Consider the following 16674-nt stretch of genomic DNA (forward strand, 5'->3'; position numbering starts at 1 on the left):
AACGTTTGTTCGATCATCCACGGGTCGTCTGCCGCTAGCCCGTTCGGCCTTCCCCTGCTGCGGCCCGCCCCCGGCCCGACCAGCGTGTGAGCATGACCCAGAGCACCGACGCAGGTCGGTCCGGCGGACTCGCCGCCGAGATCAAGGACGCCGTGACCATCCGGGCAGCCCTGCTGGTCCTGGGCGTACTGGCCCTCCAGCTCGCCTTCATCACCTCGTACGTCGGGGCCTTCCACCAGCCCCGGCCCCATGGGATCCCCCTCGCCGTCACCGCCCCCGCCGCCCCCGCGACCGCCGAGCAGTCGGTGCAGCAGCTCCGCACGCTGGCCGGCACCCCGCTCGCCCCGCACACGGTGCCGGACGAGGCGGCCGCGCTGCGGCAGATCGAGCACCGGGACGCGGACGGCGCCCTGATCATCGACCCCGCCGGCACGACGGACCGCCTACTGGTCGCGAGCGGCGCCGGCGCCTCGCTCTCGCAGGACCTGGAACAGGTCGTCCGCCTCGCCGAGGAATCCCAAGGGCGCAGCCTCCAGATCGTCGACGCGGCCCCGGCCGCCCCGGGCGACGCGCGCGGCCTGAGCTCCTTCTACCTGGTCGTCGGCTGGTGCGTCGGCGGCTACCTGTGCGCCGCGATCCTCGCGGTCAGCGCCGGCGCCCGGCCCGCCAACACCGCCCGCGCAGCCATCCGGCTCGGCGCGCTGCTGCTGTACGCGGTCGTCGCCGGGCTGCTCGGCGCGCTGATCGCGGGCCCGGTCCTGGACGCCCTGCCCGGCGGCACCGCGGCCCTGTGGGGGCTGGGCACCCTCGTCGTCTTCGCGGTCGGCGCGCTCACCCTGGCCTGCCAGGGCCTGGCCGGGGTCGTCGGCATCGGCCTGGCGATCCTGCTGGTGGTGGTGCTCGGCAACCCCAGCGCGGGCGGCGCCTACCCGTACCCGCTGCTCCCGCCGTTCTGGAGCGCCGTCGGGCCGGCCCTGCCGCCGGGGGCGGCCACGTACGCGGCACGCTCGATCGCGTACTTCGACGGCAACGGCGCGGCCGGGCCGGTGCTGGTACTGGCCGCCTGGGCGGTGGCCGGCACGGCCGTCACCCTGGTCTGCGCCGCCTTCCGCAGAGGCCGCCCGGGGGCCGCCGTGGGCAGCGGGCTCCCCGACGACGCCGGACGGCCCGAGGCCGGTGCGGACGACCACCCCGCACCGGCGGCCGGCCGCTGAGCCGCTGAGCCGCTGAGCCGCTACGGGCGCCCGACGCCCCGCGGTTCGAGGAGCCGGTCGGCGTGGCGCAGGGCGTGCAGCGCGACCGTCTTGCCGAGGACGACGCCCGCCTCGTCGGCCGAGCGGCTGTGGATGCCCGAGAAGACGCGCGCGTCGACGTTGTCCCGGGTCAACTCCGCCCAGCCGGTGTAGGTCCGGCGCACGCCGGGCGCGGTCGGGCTCGTCAGCGAGAACGGCGCGGTGCGGGCTCCGACGAGGGCGCCCAGGATCACCTCGGAGGCCCCCGCGTAGGTGGTGTGGCCGCTGGGGTAGTCGGGGTGGGCCGGGGTCTGGTGCAGCGGGGTCCAGGCCGGGTCGGGGGCGATGGAGCCGGTCCGGATCGCGGTGACGGGGCGCCAGCGGGTGTGGGCGTACTTGCTGTCGGAGGTGGCGATCTGCGTGTCCACCAGGGCGGCGTGGTAGAGGGCGACCAGCTCCGCCCGCCCGGCGGCCGAGCGGTGCGAGCGGGTCACGGCCACCCGCAGCGGCTCGGTGTAGAGGGTCAGCGAAGAGCCGTACCAGAACTCGGCGGTCTCGGTCTGGCGCGGGGTGCGCACGGTGCTGTCGGCCTTCCCGTACGCGCGCACCTCGGCGAGGTCGGCCCGGTAGCGGCGGGAGTCGAGCGCGGGCGGCGGGCCGAGCCGGTACTGGGACGGGGAGTCCAGCAGGAAGGGCTTCGCGACGCGGTTGCCGTACTGGACGGCGGGGGCGTACCCGTCGGGCGTCGGCTGCCACACACCGGGGCCGGCGGGCGGCACGGTGAAGGGCGCGTTCACGGACTCCGGGTCGAGTCCGTCGCCCTCGCGCTCGGCGAGGGCGGCCCGGGCCTGCCGGGCCCCGGCGGCGACGCCCCGGGCCTCGGCGGGGCCGTCGGGGATCCGGTCGAGGGTGACGGCGAGGGCGGCGTCGAGCTGCGGCGCGCGGGCGGGGGCGAGGGAGACCAGGGCGTCGTGCACGGCGGAGGCGACCGCGGCGTCCTGGAAGGCGGCCCGGTCGCGGCCGGCGGGGGCCTCCCGGGCGGCGCGGGCGGCGGCGAGCCAACTGATCGCCCACGTGCGGCTGTTGGTGATCTGGGTCGCCGTCCCCGCGGCGGCGACGGTCTGCGCGGTGGTGTCGTACCACGCGCGTACGACGGCCCCGCCGTCCGCAGCCGGGGCCGGGGCGGCCTGTGCGGCCGGGGCGGCGGCCGTGGCGGCCAGCGCCAGAGCGGCTCCGAGGGACAGCAGGGCAGAGCGGGACGGCTTCACGGACACTCCTGGTTGAGGACGACACGGTGCACCGGCAATGCGCCCCGACGCTAACCAGCCGCCACAGACCGTGACAACGTCCCCAATCCGCCACACCACTTCCGAAACAAGCCCTTCGCCCCGCAGTCACACCCGCGCCACACGAGGGCCCGCCCGCCGCGGCTTCAGTCTGCGAGGAGGAGCTCCCACTCCGCCCGCAGCCGGCCCACCACGACCTTGCCGCTTACCGTGAGCTCCGCCGCGCGGCCGAGCGCGTCGAGCGCCTGCCCGATCCGGGTCTCCTCCCGCTTCCGGGCCGCCCGCTCCCCTGCCGCCGCTCGCTCCCGGCCCTCTCCGGCCCGGGCCTGCGCCCGCCGGAAGGCCGCGAGGGCCAGCTGTCCGTCCGTCTCGGCCAGCAGCCGGGACACCGGGACCGGGCGTCCCTGCCAAGGCGAAGGGTGGAGCCACTGCTCGTCGAATGCGTACAGGTCCGCCACCTCGGTCAGCTCCCGCAGCCGGGCCCGCCGCCACCCGGTCAGCAGCGCGAGCGCCGTCTCCCGCACGCCGCCCGCCAGGGGCAGGCCCAGTGCCCCGGGCCCACAACCGCGCTCCGGCCGGCCGGCCGTACGCCCGGCCGGAGCCCGTGCTCCCGCCAGCGGCGTGAGCGTGGTCAGCACGGCCTCGGCCACCAGATCCGCAACGGTGTGGTGCAGCAGCTCCCGGGCCGCGTCGAGGCGGCGCAGCCAGGCGGCTGCCTCGGCGGGCTCCAGCCGGGGCCGGGGCTGCCGGCCATGGCAGTCGCGGTCCGGATCGAGGTCGTCCAGGGCCACCGCCCGGGCCCCGTCGGCGCCGCCCGGCCGCCAGGTGCGTACCGGCTGCCAGCGGGGGTCCTCCACGGCGGTCCGGACGGGCCCGCCGGGACAGCCACTGACGGTGAACCCGTCGGCGGTGGCGCGCAGTTCGCCGGGCCCGTCGCCGTCCGCCGCACCGGCCAGCAGCATGCCGAGCGCCGGCAGGTACAGTCCTCCGCCGCCCCGGTGGACCAGCCGTACCGGCAGCTCCAGCCGACCGCGGACCACGGCGGCGGCCACAAGGGCGGACAGCCGCCGGGACGCGCGCCCGGCCCGGGGGCGCGCCCTGCGGGCCTGCCGGAGTTCAGCCAGCAGCCAGGTGCGCGTGTACGGATGACCCAGTACGGCGTCCAGGGCGTCGGGCGCGGCCTCTTCGACGGCCTCCACCAGAGCCCAGCCGTGCTGCCAGTCCCGCCCCTGCGGGCCGGCCGCCGCGGGCCCCCGGGACAGCTCGGCGTGCAGCCGGGCCAGCAGCAGCCGGGTCAGGTCGCGCTGGGACGCGGCCCGCACGGCGGGATCCCGCACCTCCGGGGCGGTGGTCTCCCGGACGGTCCGGGCCTCAACCCCCGCCACCAACGTCCGCAGGTCGGCGCAGTAGACGGAGGGGTTGGTGAAGCCGCTCCCGGAGCGGAAGCGGTGGGCGTACAGGCCGCCGCCGCAGGAACGCACGACCGGGCAGCGCCGGCACTGCGTACCGAGGCCGGCCAGGCCGAGCTGCCGGGCCCGGATGCCCGGGTGCGCGGCGACCTCGTCGAAGCGGTGCACGCGGACGTCGAACCCGGTGGCTGCGGCGCCCTCGTAGGCGGTCTTGAGGGAGTCGGCCTGCTCCAGGGTGCCGTCGGTCTCGACCACGACCAGATCGGCCGGGGCGAGCCCGAGGGACTCGGTGAGGGCGGGGCCGCCGCGCAGGGTGCTCAGCAGCGAGTCGAACAGTCGGACGGGCACCGGCCTGCCCCGGGCCTCCCAGTGATCGAAGGCCCGTAGCAGCCAGCGGCCGTAGGCGTCGTCCCCGAAGGCACCGTCCGCGAGGGGATCTTCCGCGCCCCCGGACCGGAAGGGCCGGGGCGGCGGGACGTCCCACGTCGCGTGGGGCAGCAGCAGGTCGATGCGGGGCGGCTCGAAGGATGCGAGCGCGTCGAGCACCGCGACCGGGTCGTTCGCCAGGTCCACGGTGCACAGCAGGCCCTGGTACAGGTGCCGGTGGCGGTCCTGCCTCAGCAGGCCGAGGGCCCTGGCGACCAGGGGGTGGCTGGAGCGGCCGTTGGCGAACCGGCGGTGGCGGTCGTTCGCGGTCCGGTCCCCGTCCAGGGAGACCCCGACCTTGACCCCGTACTCGGCGAACAGGTCGAGGAATGACTCGTCCAGCCGGACGCCATTGGTGTGGATGCGCAGGTCGAGCGCGGTCGCCGAGCCGAGGCCGTGGACGAGCGCCGCGCACAGCCGCCGCAGCCGGGCTGGCCCGGCGAGCAGCGGTTCGCCCCCGTGCAGGATCACGGTCACGGACGGCAGACGGTGGGCCCGTGCGTGCTCGGCCACGCGCTCGGCGGTGCGCTCCATCACCGCTTCGGGCATCACCGCCGGCCGTGCCCGCCAGCTCTGGTCCGCATGCTCGTAGACGTAGCAGTGGTCGCAGGCGAGGTCGCACCGGCTGTGCACCTTGACCACGAACTCGCGGAACGGGATCAGGGGCGGCGCCCCGGCGGGCCCGGTCAGAGCGCCGAGTTGAAGCTGACCCGCCGCGCATCGGGCACGGCCGCCCCGGGCAGCACCCGGGCGATCCGGCGTTCCCGGTCGGCGTTTCCGGGGGCGGCCGTTCCCCCGCCGCACTCGGCGGCGAGCGCGGCCAGGGTCGGGCGGGCGGTCCGCTGCGGCCGTGCGGCTGACGACTGCTTGCCGGTGGTGTCCACGGTTCCCCCTCTGCGTCGCGTATGTGCTTCGATCGGGAGGCTAGGGGCGGATGCCCGGGCAGGGAAGACCGCCTCGGGCGCACCACCGCCCGGAGAGCCGGGCCGTGCCGCGGAAAGCCGAGGTCACAGTGCGCGTCGAGGTGAAGACCGGCGACGGCCGGAAGCTGGTCGCCGAGGAATGGGGGGAGCCGGACGGACTGCCGGTCCTGCTGCACCACGGGACGCCCGGCAGCCGGCTGGGCACGGCCCTGGCCGATGTCGTGCGCCGGCACCCGCAGTTCCGGTTCTTCTCCTACGACCGGCCCGGGTACGGGGAGTCGGACCGGCGGCCGGGCCGCCGGGTGGCGGACGCCGCCGCCGATGCGGTCGCCGTCGCGGACGCCCTGGGCGTGGGGGCCTTCGCCGTAGTGGGCCGGTCCGGGGGCGGTCCGCACGCCCTCGCCTGCGCTGCGCTGCTGCCCGAGCGGGTGACGGCGGTGGCCGTCCTGGTCGGTCTCGCTCCCCGGGATGCGGCCAGGCTGGACTGGTTCGCCGGCATGACCCCGTACAACGTGGCGTATTACTCCTTGGCGATGTGCGACCCGGCGGCCCTGGAACGACGGATCACGCCCCGGGCCGAGGAGATCCGGCGCGATCCGGGGCGGCTGATCGACGAACTGCGCCGGGACCTCGCGGACGTGGACCTTCCCGTTCTGGAGGACGAGCAGGTGCGGCGGATGCTGCTGGACAACTACCGCGAGGCGCTGCGTACGTCCGCGCACGGCTGGTTGGACGACTCGCTGGCGTTCTGCCGGCCGTGGGGCTTCGAGCCCGGGTCGATCACCTGCCGGGCCCTGCTCTGGCACGGGGCCGAGGATTGCTTCACCCCCGCCGGCCACTTCCGCTGGCTGGCCGCGCACATCCCGGGGAGTACGACCGTCCTGGTGCCCGGGGCCGGCCACTTCGCCGCGCAGTACGCGCTGTCAGACGCCTTGGGCTGGCTGCTGTGAGCCCTGCTGGGCCGGTAGGGTCCAGCCGGCGGGTGCGACCATCGCCTCCCGGGCTCCCCTGAGGCACTCGACGACCCGTTCGTGGGAGTCACCCACGCTGTCCTCGACCTGGACCCGCACCTGGAAGGAGCGCACTTCGTCGACGAACCGCTTCGAGAACACCCCTATCTCGATGGTCTCGTAGGTACCGGTCGCGACCAGGGGGAACCCGCCGCCGAAGGACGCGATCCGAATGTCGACCCCGGCCCGCAGGCCGGCCGCCGAGAGCTGCTCGGCGACGGCGGCGATGCCCGACCAGCCCTCGTCCGGCCCGGGCTCCCGCTCCGGGCCGGCGGCGGTCACGAGCCGGTAGTCGACCCGGTCCAGCACCACGTTGTGCTGGCCTCCGTTGAACAGGCCCACCCGCCAGCACGGCTCCCCGGGAGCCAGATCCCCCTCGGTGAACGCGGACCGCCATCCCAGCACCGGGCGGACGGTCCGCGCGTACTGCGCCCGTGCGAGGACCGCGCCGGCGGCGATGGCGAGCAGGCTGGCCAGCGGTTCCTCGCTCATCAGCTGCAACCGCCACGGCCAGTGGGCCCGGGTGGCCTCGGGGAGGTTGGCGCGGACGGCCTCCCAGACGAGGATCAGGGCGAGTGCGCCCAGCAGAACGATGGGGGCGGTGAACAGCCAGGGGTTGCGCCGGATGCGCCGCTGCTCCAGGTAGGGGCCGGGGCCGTCCCGGCCGGGTCGCGTGTCGCTCACGAACGGCCTCGCTTTCCGTCAATGCCGAGCCCCCGCCCGGGGGTTCGGGCGGGGGCTCATGATTGTGCCCGGTGCGGGCGGGTGCCGTCAGGGGTGGGGCGGGCGTCAGTAGACGCTGACCCCGTAGGCGTTCAGGGCCTCGACGACCGGTTGGAAGAAGGTCGTCCCGCCCGTGGTGCAGTTGCCGCTGCCGCCGGACGTGAGGCCGACGGCGCGGGTGCCGGAGTAGAGCGGGCCGCCGCTGTCGCCCTGTTCGGCGCAGACGTTGGTGCGGATCAGGCCGTAGACGATGTCGCCGCCGCCGTAGTTCACCGTGGCGTTGAGGCCGGTCACCGACCCGCTGTGGGTGCCGGTCGTGGAGCCGCGCCGGGTCACGGACATGCCGGTGGTGGCGTTGACGGCGCTGGTGATGTCCTGGCTGCCGACCGTTCCGGGGTGGGCGAGGGAGGCGTTGTCGTACCGGACCAGGCCGTAGTCGTTGTTCGGGAAGCTGGAGCCCACGGTCGCCCCGATCGCCGTGGTGCGCGAGGAGTTCGTCCACCAGGTGCCCGCGCCGTCGGTGCAGTGGCCTGCGGTCAGCATGTAGTAGGTGCTGCCGCTGCGCACGTTGAAGCCGAGCGAGCAGCGCCAGCTCGACGCGTACACCGCGTCACCGCCGGAGATCAGCTTGCGCAGGGTGCCGGGGATGCGCTCGATCCGTAGGGCGGCAGCGTCGGCTCCGGCTTCGGTGCGGATCCTGGCGAGGTCCGCCGCGGTGACGGTGGAGTCGGCGGCGACCACCAGGGTCCCGTTGGCGGGGTCGGTGTACCAGGCAGTTCCGGCGACGTCGGCGCGTTCGACGGCTGCGCCGGCCGAGGCGAGCCGGGCCGCGCTGAAGCCGCTGTCGGCGTTCGCGGCGGTGGGGGCGGCGAGCCCGGCGACGGCAGCCAGGCCGGCGGCCAGCGCGAGCAGCCGGGTACGGGTGATGCTCTTGATCCTCACTTCTCGTCCTCCCGGGAGGGATCGGGGGCCCGGCGGACGTGGGGGAGCCGGGGCCCGTGAAGCGCAGCCGGGGGTACGGCGGGCGCACTGGTTTTCGTCGTGCCCCTGACAAACTCCCGGACAGTCGCTGTCGGGAGTGTCGTGGCACCGGACACGGGCGGCAAGGGCATCTTTCGGCCTCCGTCCGCCCGCCGCCGAGCCGTCGCGGGAGCGTCTGCGACATCGTTCATGCCGCTCACCCCTTCCACACCGGCCCGGGCGGGAACCGCGCCGTACGCCGTCCGGGGGCCTGTGTCCGCCTGCGCGTACGGCGCCTGACGGGGGTTCGGCGGGCCGCCGTGCCCTACAGGCGGCCCACCCGGCCCCCTATCCTCCCCTGTCCTCCCCTGTCCTGCCCTGTCCTCCCCTGTCCTGCCCTGTCCTCCCCTGCCCGGCCCGTCCTCCCCCGGTCCTCCGGGTTCAGCTACAGCCGCAGTCGCAGTTGCAGTCGCAGCAGCCGCCGCCGTCGCCACCACTACCGCCGCCGTCACCGCCGCTGCAGCCGCGGCAGCAGCTGCAGTCGCAGCACTCGCAGATGTCGCACCACGCGTCCCGCTTCTTCCGGGACCACGGGCCCTCGTAGTCCGTGCAGCACAACTGGCAGGTGCAGAACAGCCCCACGGCCACCGCACAGCCGGCCAGCAGTCCACGCCGCGGCTTCTGTGGGGGCCTCCCGGGACCGCCCGGCCCCATGGGCGGCGGCATTCCGGGACCGCCCGGGCCGCCCGGACCGCCGCCGTAGGGACCCCCGCCGTACGGGCCACCACCGTAGGGACCGCCGCCGTACGGGCCACCGGCGGGCGGGTTCCCGCCGTAGGGACCGCCGCCGTACGGGTTCCCGCCGCCGGGGCCGTAGCCCTGCGGCGGTGCTCCGAAGCCGCCGCCCTGCCCGGCCGCGTTCATGGCCGCGTGGCGGCAGGAGCCGGTGCCGAAGGCGCGGTCCACCGACGTCCGCAGCTCGTGCACCAGCAGCCGGTGGGCCAGGCCCCCGTCCACGAACTCGACCTCCTTCAGGGCGAGCCGGATGCCGTGGAGGGCGTCGTCACACAACCGCCGGGCCTCGGCGAGCGGGGTCCCGGTCGCGGTCAGCGGGTTCCACGCACCCTTCTCGGCGTCCGCGGCCTGGTCCTCGACGGCGTCCAGCAGGTGCGCGAGGCGGCCGAAGTACCGGCCGGCCTCGGCGAGCGGGGCGGCGTTGCCCGGCCGTCCGGCCAACGAAGCGGTATGGGCGAAGGCGGCGGCCGTCGCGGTCTCCGTCGGCTCGGTCACCACGAGCACCGGGGTGCCCGGGCCGGCCAGCGCCTCGATGCCGGTCTGCCGGTCCACGGCGTCGACGAGGACGGCGGTGTCGAAGCCCAGCGAGGCCCCGGTGCGGGCGCCCGCGCGGTCCCAGCCCCGGGCCACCCGGCGCGCGGCGACCGCGATCGGGGCGCGGGCCAACAGTCCGTCCCGGTCGGCCACGTGGTCCCGCACCTTCGCCGAGGCGAGCACGAGCGAGACCGCGGCCGCGAGCCGCGCCCCCTCGCCGTTGGCCACGGCGGCCGTGCGCATGCCGCGCAGCGGGCAGGGGCCGGCGGTGCGCCGGGCGCCGGCAGCGGGGCCGGACTGAGCCTCCGTCAGAACGGATATGAGCAGCCCATCGTAGTTGGTCACGATCCGGGCGAACTGTCCGTGATCTCCGCGAAGTGCCAGGCAGAGCCCGCAGAGATGGGCCATCCACTCCGTCTTGAAGCGCTCTCCGAGCCGGTGCGCGCAGGGTCTGACGATGCCGAACAAACCAGGTCCCCCGAGTGTCAATCGCTTGCGAGATGGGCATCGTATCGAGCCGGATCAGTCACCCGTACGCTCCTGCGGCCCACCCAGACGGCGGCACTCATCATATTTTCACTCAGTCAGCACTGGGGCCTTCCACGATCCTGACGGTGCAACGGATGTTCTGCACCAGTACCGTCACGAAAACCCTGCGCGGCGGCTATCCACTTGGCGCGTTGTCAGCATCATGGACGACCATAGGGACAGCGGAGAGAAACAGACTGACCGCGGTGAGAGAGGAGGCGTCCATGGGTTCGGTACGCAAGGCGAGCGCTTGGCTGGGTCTCGTGGAGGACAGCGACGACGAGCGTTACTACGACGACGACTACGCGGAGGCCCCGCACGGTTCCGTCGCGGGACCGGGCGACCAGTGGGTCACCGACCCCCGGGTCAGGGTCGCGTCGGAGTCGGCCGTCGAGCAGGGCCGCCGGATCGCCACGGTCACGCCGGACGGCTTCCGCGACGCGCGCGCCATCGGCGAGCTCTTCCGTGAGGGCGTCCCGGTGATCGTGAACCTCTCGCTGATGGACCCGGCCGACGCCAAGCGCGTCGTCGACTTCGCGGCCGGCCTGACCTTCGGTCTGCGCGGCTCGATCGAGCGGGTGGCGACCAGGGTCTTCCTGCTGACCCCGGCCGACACCCAGATCGTGAGCGGCGAGTCCGGCGGCCGGTCCCGCGACTTCTTCAACCAGAGCTGAGGCAGGGCCTCACCGGAAGGCGTCGAGCCCGGTGAGCGCCTTGCCCAGCACCAACTGGTGCATCTCCACGGTGCCTTCGTAGGTGAGCACCGACTCCAGGTTGGTGGCGTGCCGCATGACGGGGTACTCGAGCGAGATCCCGTTGGCACCGAGGATCGTCCGCGCGGTGCGGCAGATGTCGATGGCCTCGCGGACGTTGTTGAGCTTGCCGAAGCTGATCTGCTCCGGCCGCAGGGTTCCGGCGTCCATCCGGCGGCCGAGGTGGTGGGCGAGCAGGATGCCTTTGTGCAGCTCCAGCGCCATGTCGGCGAGCTTGGCCTGGGTGAGCTGGAAGCCGCCGATCGGCCGGCCGAACTGCTCCCGCGTCCGCGCGTAGTCGAGCGCGGCCTCGAAACTGGCGCGCGCCGCACCCATTGATCCCCAGACGATCCCGTACCGCGCGTGACTGAGACAGCCCAGCGGTCCCTTGAGCCCCGTGACCCCCGGCAGCACCGCGTCGGCGGGCAGCCGTACGTCGTCCATCACCAGCTCGCTGGTGACCGAGGCGCGCAGCGACCACTTGTGCTTGATCTCCGGCGCCGAGAAGCCGGCCGAGTCGGTGGGCACGGCGAAGCCGCGGATCCCCTCGTCGGTCTGCGCCCAGACCACGGCCACCGCCGCCACGGACCCGTTGGTGATCCACATCTTGCGGCCGTTCAGGATCCAGTCGGAGCCGTCGCGCTTGGCGTACGTGCGCATGGCCGCGGGGTCGGAGCCGATGTCGGGTTCGGTCAGCCCGAAGCAGCCGATCAGCTCGCCGGCCGCCATGCTGGGGAGCCAGCGCTGCTTCTGCTCCTCCGAGCCGTACTTCCAGATCGCGTACATGGCCAGGGAGCCCTGGACGGAGACCAGCGAACGGATCCCGGAGTCGGCGGCCTCCAGCTCCAGGCAGGCGAGCCCGTACTGCACGGCGGTGGCGCCCGCGCACCCGTACCCCTCCAGGGACATGCCGAGGGCCCCGAGTGCGCCGAGCTCGCGGGCCAGCTCGCGGATGACCGGTAGCTCGCCGGTCTCGTACCACTCGGCGACGTGCGGGAGGACGCGGTCGGCGGCCCAGCCGCGGACGGTGTCGCGGATGGCGAGGTCCTCGGGGCTGAGGAGCTCGTCGAGCCCGAGCGGATCGGTGGGTACGAAGGACACGGGGCCTCCCGGCGGGCCAGAGGGTGAACCTAGCGGTGCAAGTTTGACCTTGCCGCCGCCCCCGGTCCACCCCCGGCCGGGCCGGCGAGCGCGTCGCGGCCGGGCCGCGCCGGGCCGGGGATCCGCGGCCCCTCGCCCGCCGGTGCGGCCGCGGTCCGGGCGGGACGGCCGGCGCGCTCGGCGTCCGGCTCCGGGGACGGGGCCTGGGCCGGGACGCCGTGGGTGCCGGAGTCGCCGATGCCGGAGTCGCCGGTGCCGGAGTCGCCGATGCCTGCGTCCCCGTCCGCGTCGGTGCACTCCATGACCCGTGGCAGCTTCAGCGCCATCACGGCCCCCGCGAGCAGCAGGGCGGCGCTGACCACCAGCGTGATGTGCAGACCCTGCACGAACGAGTGGCGCGCCGCGTCGAACAGCGACTCACCCGCGGCGCCGCCGAGCTGCCCGGCGATCTGGTAGGCCTCGCCGAGCGAGTTCGCGGCGCCCTTGGCGTCCTCGGGCGACACGCCGGGCACGTGCAGCAGCCCCGGCGCGTAGGCGGCGTTCATGACGCTGCCGAGCAGGGCGATGCCCATGCCCGCGCCCAGCTGGTACGAGGTCTCGCCTATGGAGGCCGCCCCGCCGGCCGTCTCCGCGGGCGCCTCGCTCAGCATCGACTCGTACGCGGCGAAGAGGGTGGTCTGGAGCCCGAAGCCGAGCAGCACGAAGCCGACGGTCAGCAGGACGGGCCGGTCGTGCTCCCCCATGAGCGTCAGCAGCAGCACGGCGAAGGCGGTCAGCAGGAAGCCCAGCGACACCATCGTGCGCGGCCCGACCCGGGCCAGCGTGTACGAGCCGGTGGCCCCGGCCGCCATGGCCGCGAAGGTCAGCGGCAGCAGGCGCAGGCCGGTCTCCAGGGGGCTGAGTTCGAGCACGAGCTGGAGGTACTGGACCGCGAGGAGCTCCAGGCCGACGAGGGCCAGCATGGCGAGCACGATGCAGCCGACGGAGGTGGAGAAGGCGGCGCGGGCGAACATCCGCATGTCGATGAGCGGGTGCGGGCGGCGCTTCTGCCGGCGGGTGAACAGCACGAGCAGGGCCACGCCGAGCAGCAGGGGCAGCAGTGACTCGGCGTCGAGGAGCCGGCGCTCGGCGCCGAGCCGCTTGACCCCGAGGACCACGCCGAGCACACCGCCGGCGGCCATCAGCGCGCCGAGCACGTCCCACGGCCCGTCGGCGGTACCCCTGGACTCCGGCAGCAACCAGCGCCCGACCGGCAGGATCAGCGCCATCAGCGGGATGTTGATCAGGAAGACCGAGCCCCACCAGAAGTGCTCGATGAGGAAGCCGCCGAGGACCGGGCCGCTGGCCGCGCCGATCGCGGCGACGGCGGTCCAGATGCCGATGGCCAGGGCCCGCTCGCGCCGGTCGGGGAAGACCTGGCGCAGGATCGACAGGGTGGCCGGCATGATCATCGCGCCGCCGACGCCGAGCAGGGCGCGGGCGACGATGAGGACCTGGGCGTCGTCGGCGAAGGCCGCGATGGCGGAAGCCGCGCCGAAGAGGGTGTAGCCGAGCAGGAGTATCCGGCGGCGGCCGACCCGGTCGCCGAGGGTGCCGAAGAGGATCAGCAGCGCGGCGCACACCAGCGGGTACGCGTCGACGATCCACAGCAGCTCGACGGAGCCGGGACGCAGGTCCTCGGTGACGGAGGGGACGGCGACGTGCAGGATCGTCGCGTCGAGCGCGACGAGGACCAGGCTGATGCACAGCACCGCGAGGACGACCCAGCGGTTGGCCCCGCCGGAGGCCGCGCGCAGCCGCGCCCCGAGGGGCGCGCGGTCGGCGGCCCCGCCGGGGGTGTGTCTGCTGTCGGCGGTCCTGCGGTCGGCCGCGTTGGTCCCCGACATGCATGTACCTCCCAGATGAATCGCTCGCACTCGGCGGACCAACGTCTCGGCGGAGCCGCCGGGGTGTGCACGGGGCGGCGTCCTACGGGGTCCGGCATCGACATGCGAGTGAACGGTCAGCGTACGCGAGTCCGCTTGTCCGGCACGTGGTCAAGCTCTCATCGCGGCGGCGGCCGCGGTGTGGTGTACGCCACTCGCCCCACCCGGTCCCCTCCCCGCACTTCCTCCGCGTACGCACCCGGTCACGGCGCGTGGCCCCACCCCCGTCGACGGGCGCGGACGCCACCGATAATCATGCCTGTGAAAGATCATGCTTTTCGCCGGGCCGCGCCCGCCCTGGCCGTCTTCGCGGCGGTCCGGCTGCTCGGGCTGGGCGTGCTGGCGGCGTGGGGGGCGGCCGCGGGCAGCAGCCCGCACACGCTGCTGTCGGCGCGCTGGGACTCCCTCTGGTACGCCCGCATCGCCGCCGAGGGGTACGGCTACGAGGTGGTCCTGCCGGGCGGGGCGGTCCACTCGAACCTTGCCTTCTTCCCGCTGCTGCCCTGGCTGGAGCGGCTGGTCGCGGCCCCGACCGGGCTGGGCTACGGCTCGGCGGGCCTGGTGGTCTCGGCGGTGGCGGGACTCGCCGCGGCCTGGGGGATCTTCGCGGTCACCGACCTGATGTGCGCCCGGCGGGACCTCGGCGTCGACGGGCGCCGGGCGGGGGTGTTCGCGGCCGGGGTCTGGGCCGCGCTGCCCGTCGGCATCGTGCAGTCCATGGCGTACAGCGAGTCGCTGTTCACGGCGCTGGCCGCCTGGGCGCTGTACGCGGCCCTGCGCGGTCGGTGGCCGGTGGCGGGCCTCCTCGCGGCGGGGGCGGGGCTGACCCGCCCGGTCGGTGCCGCGGTGGTCGCGGCGGTCTGGGTGGCGCTCGCCCTGGCCTGGCGGCGCGGCGAGCGCTCCTGGCGGATGGCGGTGGGGGCGGTGCTGGCCCCGGCGGGGGCGGCGGCGTACGTGCTGTGGGTGGGCGGGCACACCGGGCGCGGGCTGCTCGGGTACCTCGACGTGCAGGGCGGCTGGGGCAACGGCTTCGACGGGGGCCTGGCCTTCGCCCGGTTCATCGGCGCGAAGCTCACCTCGGGGGCCGCCCCGGCGGGGCTCGGGCTGATCGCGGGCGTGGTCCTGGTGCTGTGGCTGTACGCGCTGTGCGTACGGCAGCGGCAGCCGGCCGCCCTGCTGGTGTACTCCGGGATCGTCGTCGCGCTGGCGCTGGGCGCGTCGGCGTACTTCGGGTCCAAGCCGCGGCTGCTGCTGCCGGCCTTTCCGCTGCTGCTGCCGGCGGCGGTGGCACTGGCCCGCCGGCGGCCGGGCCGGGCGGCCGCGGTGCTGGGGGCGGTGGCGGTTGCGTCGGCGGTGTACGGGGCGTTCTGGCTGAACGGGTCGGGCCCCCCGTGAGCAGGGCGCGGCGGGCGAGCGGTCGGGGCCGGACAGGGGCGGCCCGGGACGCTGACGGGCGACGCATCGGCGGGCGGGGCGCCGGGCTCGGGACGCCCCCGCCCGGCAATGGAATGGATCATTCCGAGCCATCTTTCGGCAAAAGAATTGAGCGTCGCCGATAAATCACGGGCGCGAGCGCGAAACAATCGCCGGGCCAATGGATCGGACACTCCAACTAATGCCTTAATCCCAGGAATTAAGTGCCGCGTGAGACCAACTCCACATCACATGGTCATCACAAACCCGGTGATTCGCCCGGGCTGACCAGCGGCGCGCGGTAACGTCGATTGACGTGCGTACCGACCAAATCCTGTCCCGGCTGGAGCGGGTGTTCGCCCGACTGGACCGGGAACCCGAGCGACCGGCTCATCTGCAAACGCCGCAGATGAGCCGGCACCGCGTCGTGCTCTTCGGAGCGACCCTCGCCTTCTATCTCGCGATCGTGGTGGCCGTACTGACCACGTCCTGGCTCGTCCGCCTGGACTGGCAGGTCATGTTCTTCCGGCCGTACGACCAGTGGCCGCAGCTGCACGCCTTCCTCGACTACCTCGTCGTACTGGGGCAGCGCGGGCCCACCGCGGTCATGGTCGCCGCATGGCTCGGCTGGCGCTCCTGGCGGCAGCACACCCTTCGGCCGCTGATCACCCTCGGCGTGGCGCTGCTCCTGCTCAACATCACCGTGGGCTCGGTGAAGCTCGGCCTCGGCCGCCTCGGCCCGCACTACGCCACCACGATCGGCTCCGCCGAGCTGTTCGCCGGCGGCGACATATTTCCCTCCGGCCACACCGCGAACGCCGTCGTGACCTGGGGCATCCTGGCCTACCTGGCCTCGACCGTGGTCACCCGACGGGTGCTCTCCGTGGTCTCCGCGGTCGTCTCGCTCAGCGTCGGCGCCACCACCGTCTACCTCGGCACCCACTGGGTCAGCGACGTCCTGCTCGGCTGGTCCGCGGGCCTGCTGATCATGCTGGCGCTGCCCTGGTTCGAGCCGCTGATCGCGGGCGTCGAGGCCTGGGTGTTCGAGCGGCGCGAGCGGATGCGGCGCCGCGTGGAAGCCGGAACGGTGCCCGCGCCGGTCGCCACCGCGCTCGTCCCGCTGCTCTCCGCGGGCGGCAAGTGGCAGCTCCGGCAGACCCCCGGAACCAGCGGCTCCCCGGCTGCGGCGGAAGCCCCGGCCGCAGCCCGGGCCGAGGGGACGGCGGCCGGCGCTGCGGTGCCGGGCCAGCCGAACGCCCCGGCATCCGCGCAGGCCGGAGCCCAGGCCGCGGCATCCGCGGCCGGCACCGGGCACGCTGCGGTACCCCGACCCGCGCACCACGCCGGCCGGACGCACCTGGTCCGCTCCGAGCGGGTGCCGGCCGCGCCGGGCGGCGCCCGGCGCCCGGCGCACACCGAGCGGACCCCGGCCGGACGCGCCGCAGCCCGACCGGCCACCAACGGCTGAGCCGGCCCCCGGGACACGCCGGGGCACCCGCGGGGCGGTACGCACACCACCCCGTCGGCTCCCCCACCGCGCGCACCGGTGAAGGGGGGGCCGGCGGCCCCCCCCCCCCCCCCGCAACCGCCCAGTAAGCCCCAAACCAACCCCCCGCCCCCGGCTTCTTACGCTAACGGGGGCCAGCTGAGGACCCCC

The 16674-nt window shown here is 74.7% G+C and carries 13 protein-coding genes; 5 read left to right on the forward strand and 8 right to left on the reverse strand.

Translation table 11 applies throughout. The annotated features are described in order from the left end of the window. Window positions 1-92: 92 nt before the first annotated feature. On the forward strand, window positions 93-1214 hold the full coding sequence (locus ACFVGY_RS21050) for a DUF3533 domain-containing protein (protein WP_385679531.1): 1122 nt from the start codon (window positions 93-95) through the stop codon (window positions 1212-1214). A 20-nt stretch (window positions 1215-1234) separates the two neighbouring features. Here ACFVGY_RS21050 and ACFVGY_RS21055 read toward each other — a convergent pair whose 3' ends face one another. The 3 genes from ACFVGY_RS21055 to ACFVGY_RS21065 form a co-directional block, all read right to left on the reverse strand. Further along, window positions 1235-2500, reverse strand: coding sequence for a vanadium-dependent haloperoxidase (locus tag ACFVGY_RS21055; RefSeq protein ID WP_385679533.1), 1266 nt, complete (start codon window positions 2498-2500; stop codon window positions 1235-1237). 164 nt (window positions 2501-2664) lie between these two features. Further along, a complete protein-coding gene (fxsBH, locus tag ACFVGY_RS21060) occupies window positions 2665-4995 on the reverse strand; it encodes a radical SAM/SPASM protein FxsBH, inactivated beta-hydroxylase extension form (RefSeq protein ID WP_385679535.1) in 2331 nt (776 codons plus the stop codon). Between the two features lie 44 nt (window positions 4996-5039). Next, the gene (locus ACFVGY_RS21065) at window positions 5040-5237 is read right to left on the reverse strand and encodes a hypothetical protein (RefSeq protein WP_385679537.1); all 198 of its coding nucleotides are present in this window, start codon (window positions 5235-5237) and stop codon (window positions 5040-5042) included. Window positions 5238-5365: 128 nt separating this feature from the next. Here ACFVGY_RS21065 and ACFVGY_RS21070 point away from each other — a divergent pair, with 128 nt between their 5' ends. Further along, complete coding sequence (locus tag ACFVGY_RS21070) at window positions 5366-6226, forward strand: alpha/beta fold hydrolase (protein WP_385679573.1); 861 nt, start codon at window positions 5366-5368, stop codon at window positions 6224-6226. Here ACFVGY_RS21070 and ACFVGY_RS21075 read toward each other — a convergent pair. The 3 genes from ACFVGY_RS21075 to ACFVGY_RS21085 all read right to left on the reverse strand — a co-directional run bounded on the left by ACFVGY_RS21075 (window position 6200) and on the right by ACFVGY_RS21085 (window position 9766). Continuing rightward, window positions 6200-6970, reverse strand: coding sequence for a hypothetical protein (locus ACFVGY_RS21075; protein WP_385679539.1), 771 nt, complete (start codon window positions 6968-6970; stop codon window positions 6200-6202). The two genes, ACFVGY_RS21070 and ACFVGY_RS21075, sit on opposite strands and share 27 nt — an antisense overlap. Before the next feature lie 105 nt (window positions 6971-7075). Then, window positions 7076-7951: a S1 family peptidase gene (locus ACFVGY_RS21080; RefSeq protein ID WP_385679541.1), complete on the reverse strand. Its 876-nt coding sequence runs from the start codon at window positions 7949-7951 to the stop codon at window positions 7076-7078. Window positions 7952-8410: 459 nt separating this feature from the next. Further along, window positions 8411-9766, reverse strand: a complete 1356-nt coding sequence (locus ACFVGY_RS21085; protein ID WP_385679543.1) for a DUF5685 family protein — start codon at window positions 9764-9766, stop codon at window positions 8411-8413. 284 nt (window positions 9767-10050) lie between these two features. Between ACFVGY_RS21085 and ACFVGY_RS21090 the strand changes: the two genes are divergently transcribed. Continuing rightward, window positions 10051-10500, forward strand: a complete 450-nt coding sequence (locus tag ACFVGY_RS21090) for a cell division protein SepF (protein WP_360634493.1) — start codon at window positions 10051-10053, stop codon at window positions 10498-10500. Between the two features lie 9 nt (window positions 10501-10509). Here the strand turns inward: ACFVGY_RS21090 and ACFVGY_RS21095 are convergent, their stop codons facing one another. Further along, on the reverse strand, window positions 10510-11679 hold the full coding sequence (locus tag ACFVGY_RS21095) for an acyl-CoA dehydrogenase family protein (RefSeq protein WP_385679545.1): 1170 nt from the start codon (window positions 11677-11679) through the stop codon (window positions 10510-10512). Between the two features lie 29 nt (window positions 11680-11708). Continuing rightward, window positions 11709-13565, reverse strand: a complete 1857-nt coding sequence (locus ACFVGY_RS21100) for an MFS transporter (RefSeq protein ID WP_385679547.1) — start codon at window positions 13563-13565, stop codon at window positions 11709-11711. A 294-nt stretch (window positions 13566-13859) separates the two neighbouring features. On the opposite strand from ACFVGY_RS21100, the gene ACFVGY_RS21105 reads away from it, so the two are divergent. Together ACFVGY_RS21105 and ACFVGY_RS21110 are read left to right on the forward strand one after the other, a co-directional pair. Then, complete coding sequence (locus ACFVGY_RS21105) at window positions 13860-14999, forward strand: hypothetical protein (protein ID WP_385679549.1); 1140 nt, start codon at window positions 13860-13862, stop codon at window positions 14997-14999. Between the two features lie 334 nt (window positions 15000-15333). Then, entirely contained in the window at window positions 15334-16485 is a 1152-nt protein-coding gene (locus ACFVGY_RS21110) for a phosphatase PAP2 family protein (protein WP_385679551.1), read from the forward strand. Window positions 16486-16674 lie beyond the last annotated feature (189 nt).

Source organism: Streptomyces sp. NPDC127106 (assembly GCF_042677605.1).
Lineage (GTDB): Bacteria > Actinomycetota > Actinomycetes > Streptomycetales > Streptomycetaceae > Streptomyces.

Coding starts and splice junctions, on each gene's coding strand:
- ACFVGY_RS21050 (WP_385679531.1), top strand. CDS start 93: ATGACCCAGAGCACCGACGCAGGTCGGTCCGGCGGACTCGCCGCCGAG.
- ACFVGY_RS21090 (WP_360634493.1), top strand. CDS start 10,051: ATGGGTTCGGTACGCAAGGCGAGCGCTTGGCTGGGTCTCGTGGAGGAC.
- ACFVGY_RS21100 (WP_385679547.1), bottom strand. CDS start 13,565: ATGTCGGGGACCAACGCGGCCGACCGCAGGACCGCCGACAGCAGACAC.
- ACFVGY_RS21105 (WP_385679549.1), top strand. CDS start 13,860: ATGCCTGTGAAAGATCATGCTTTTCGCCGGGCCGCGCCCGCCCTGGCC.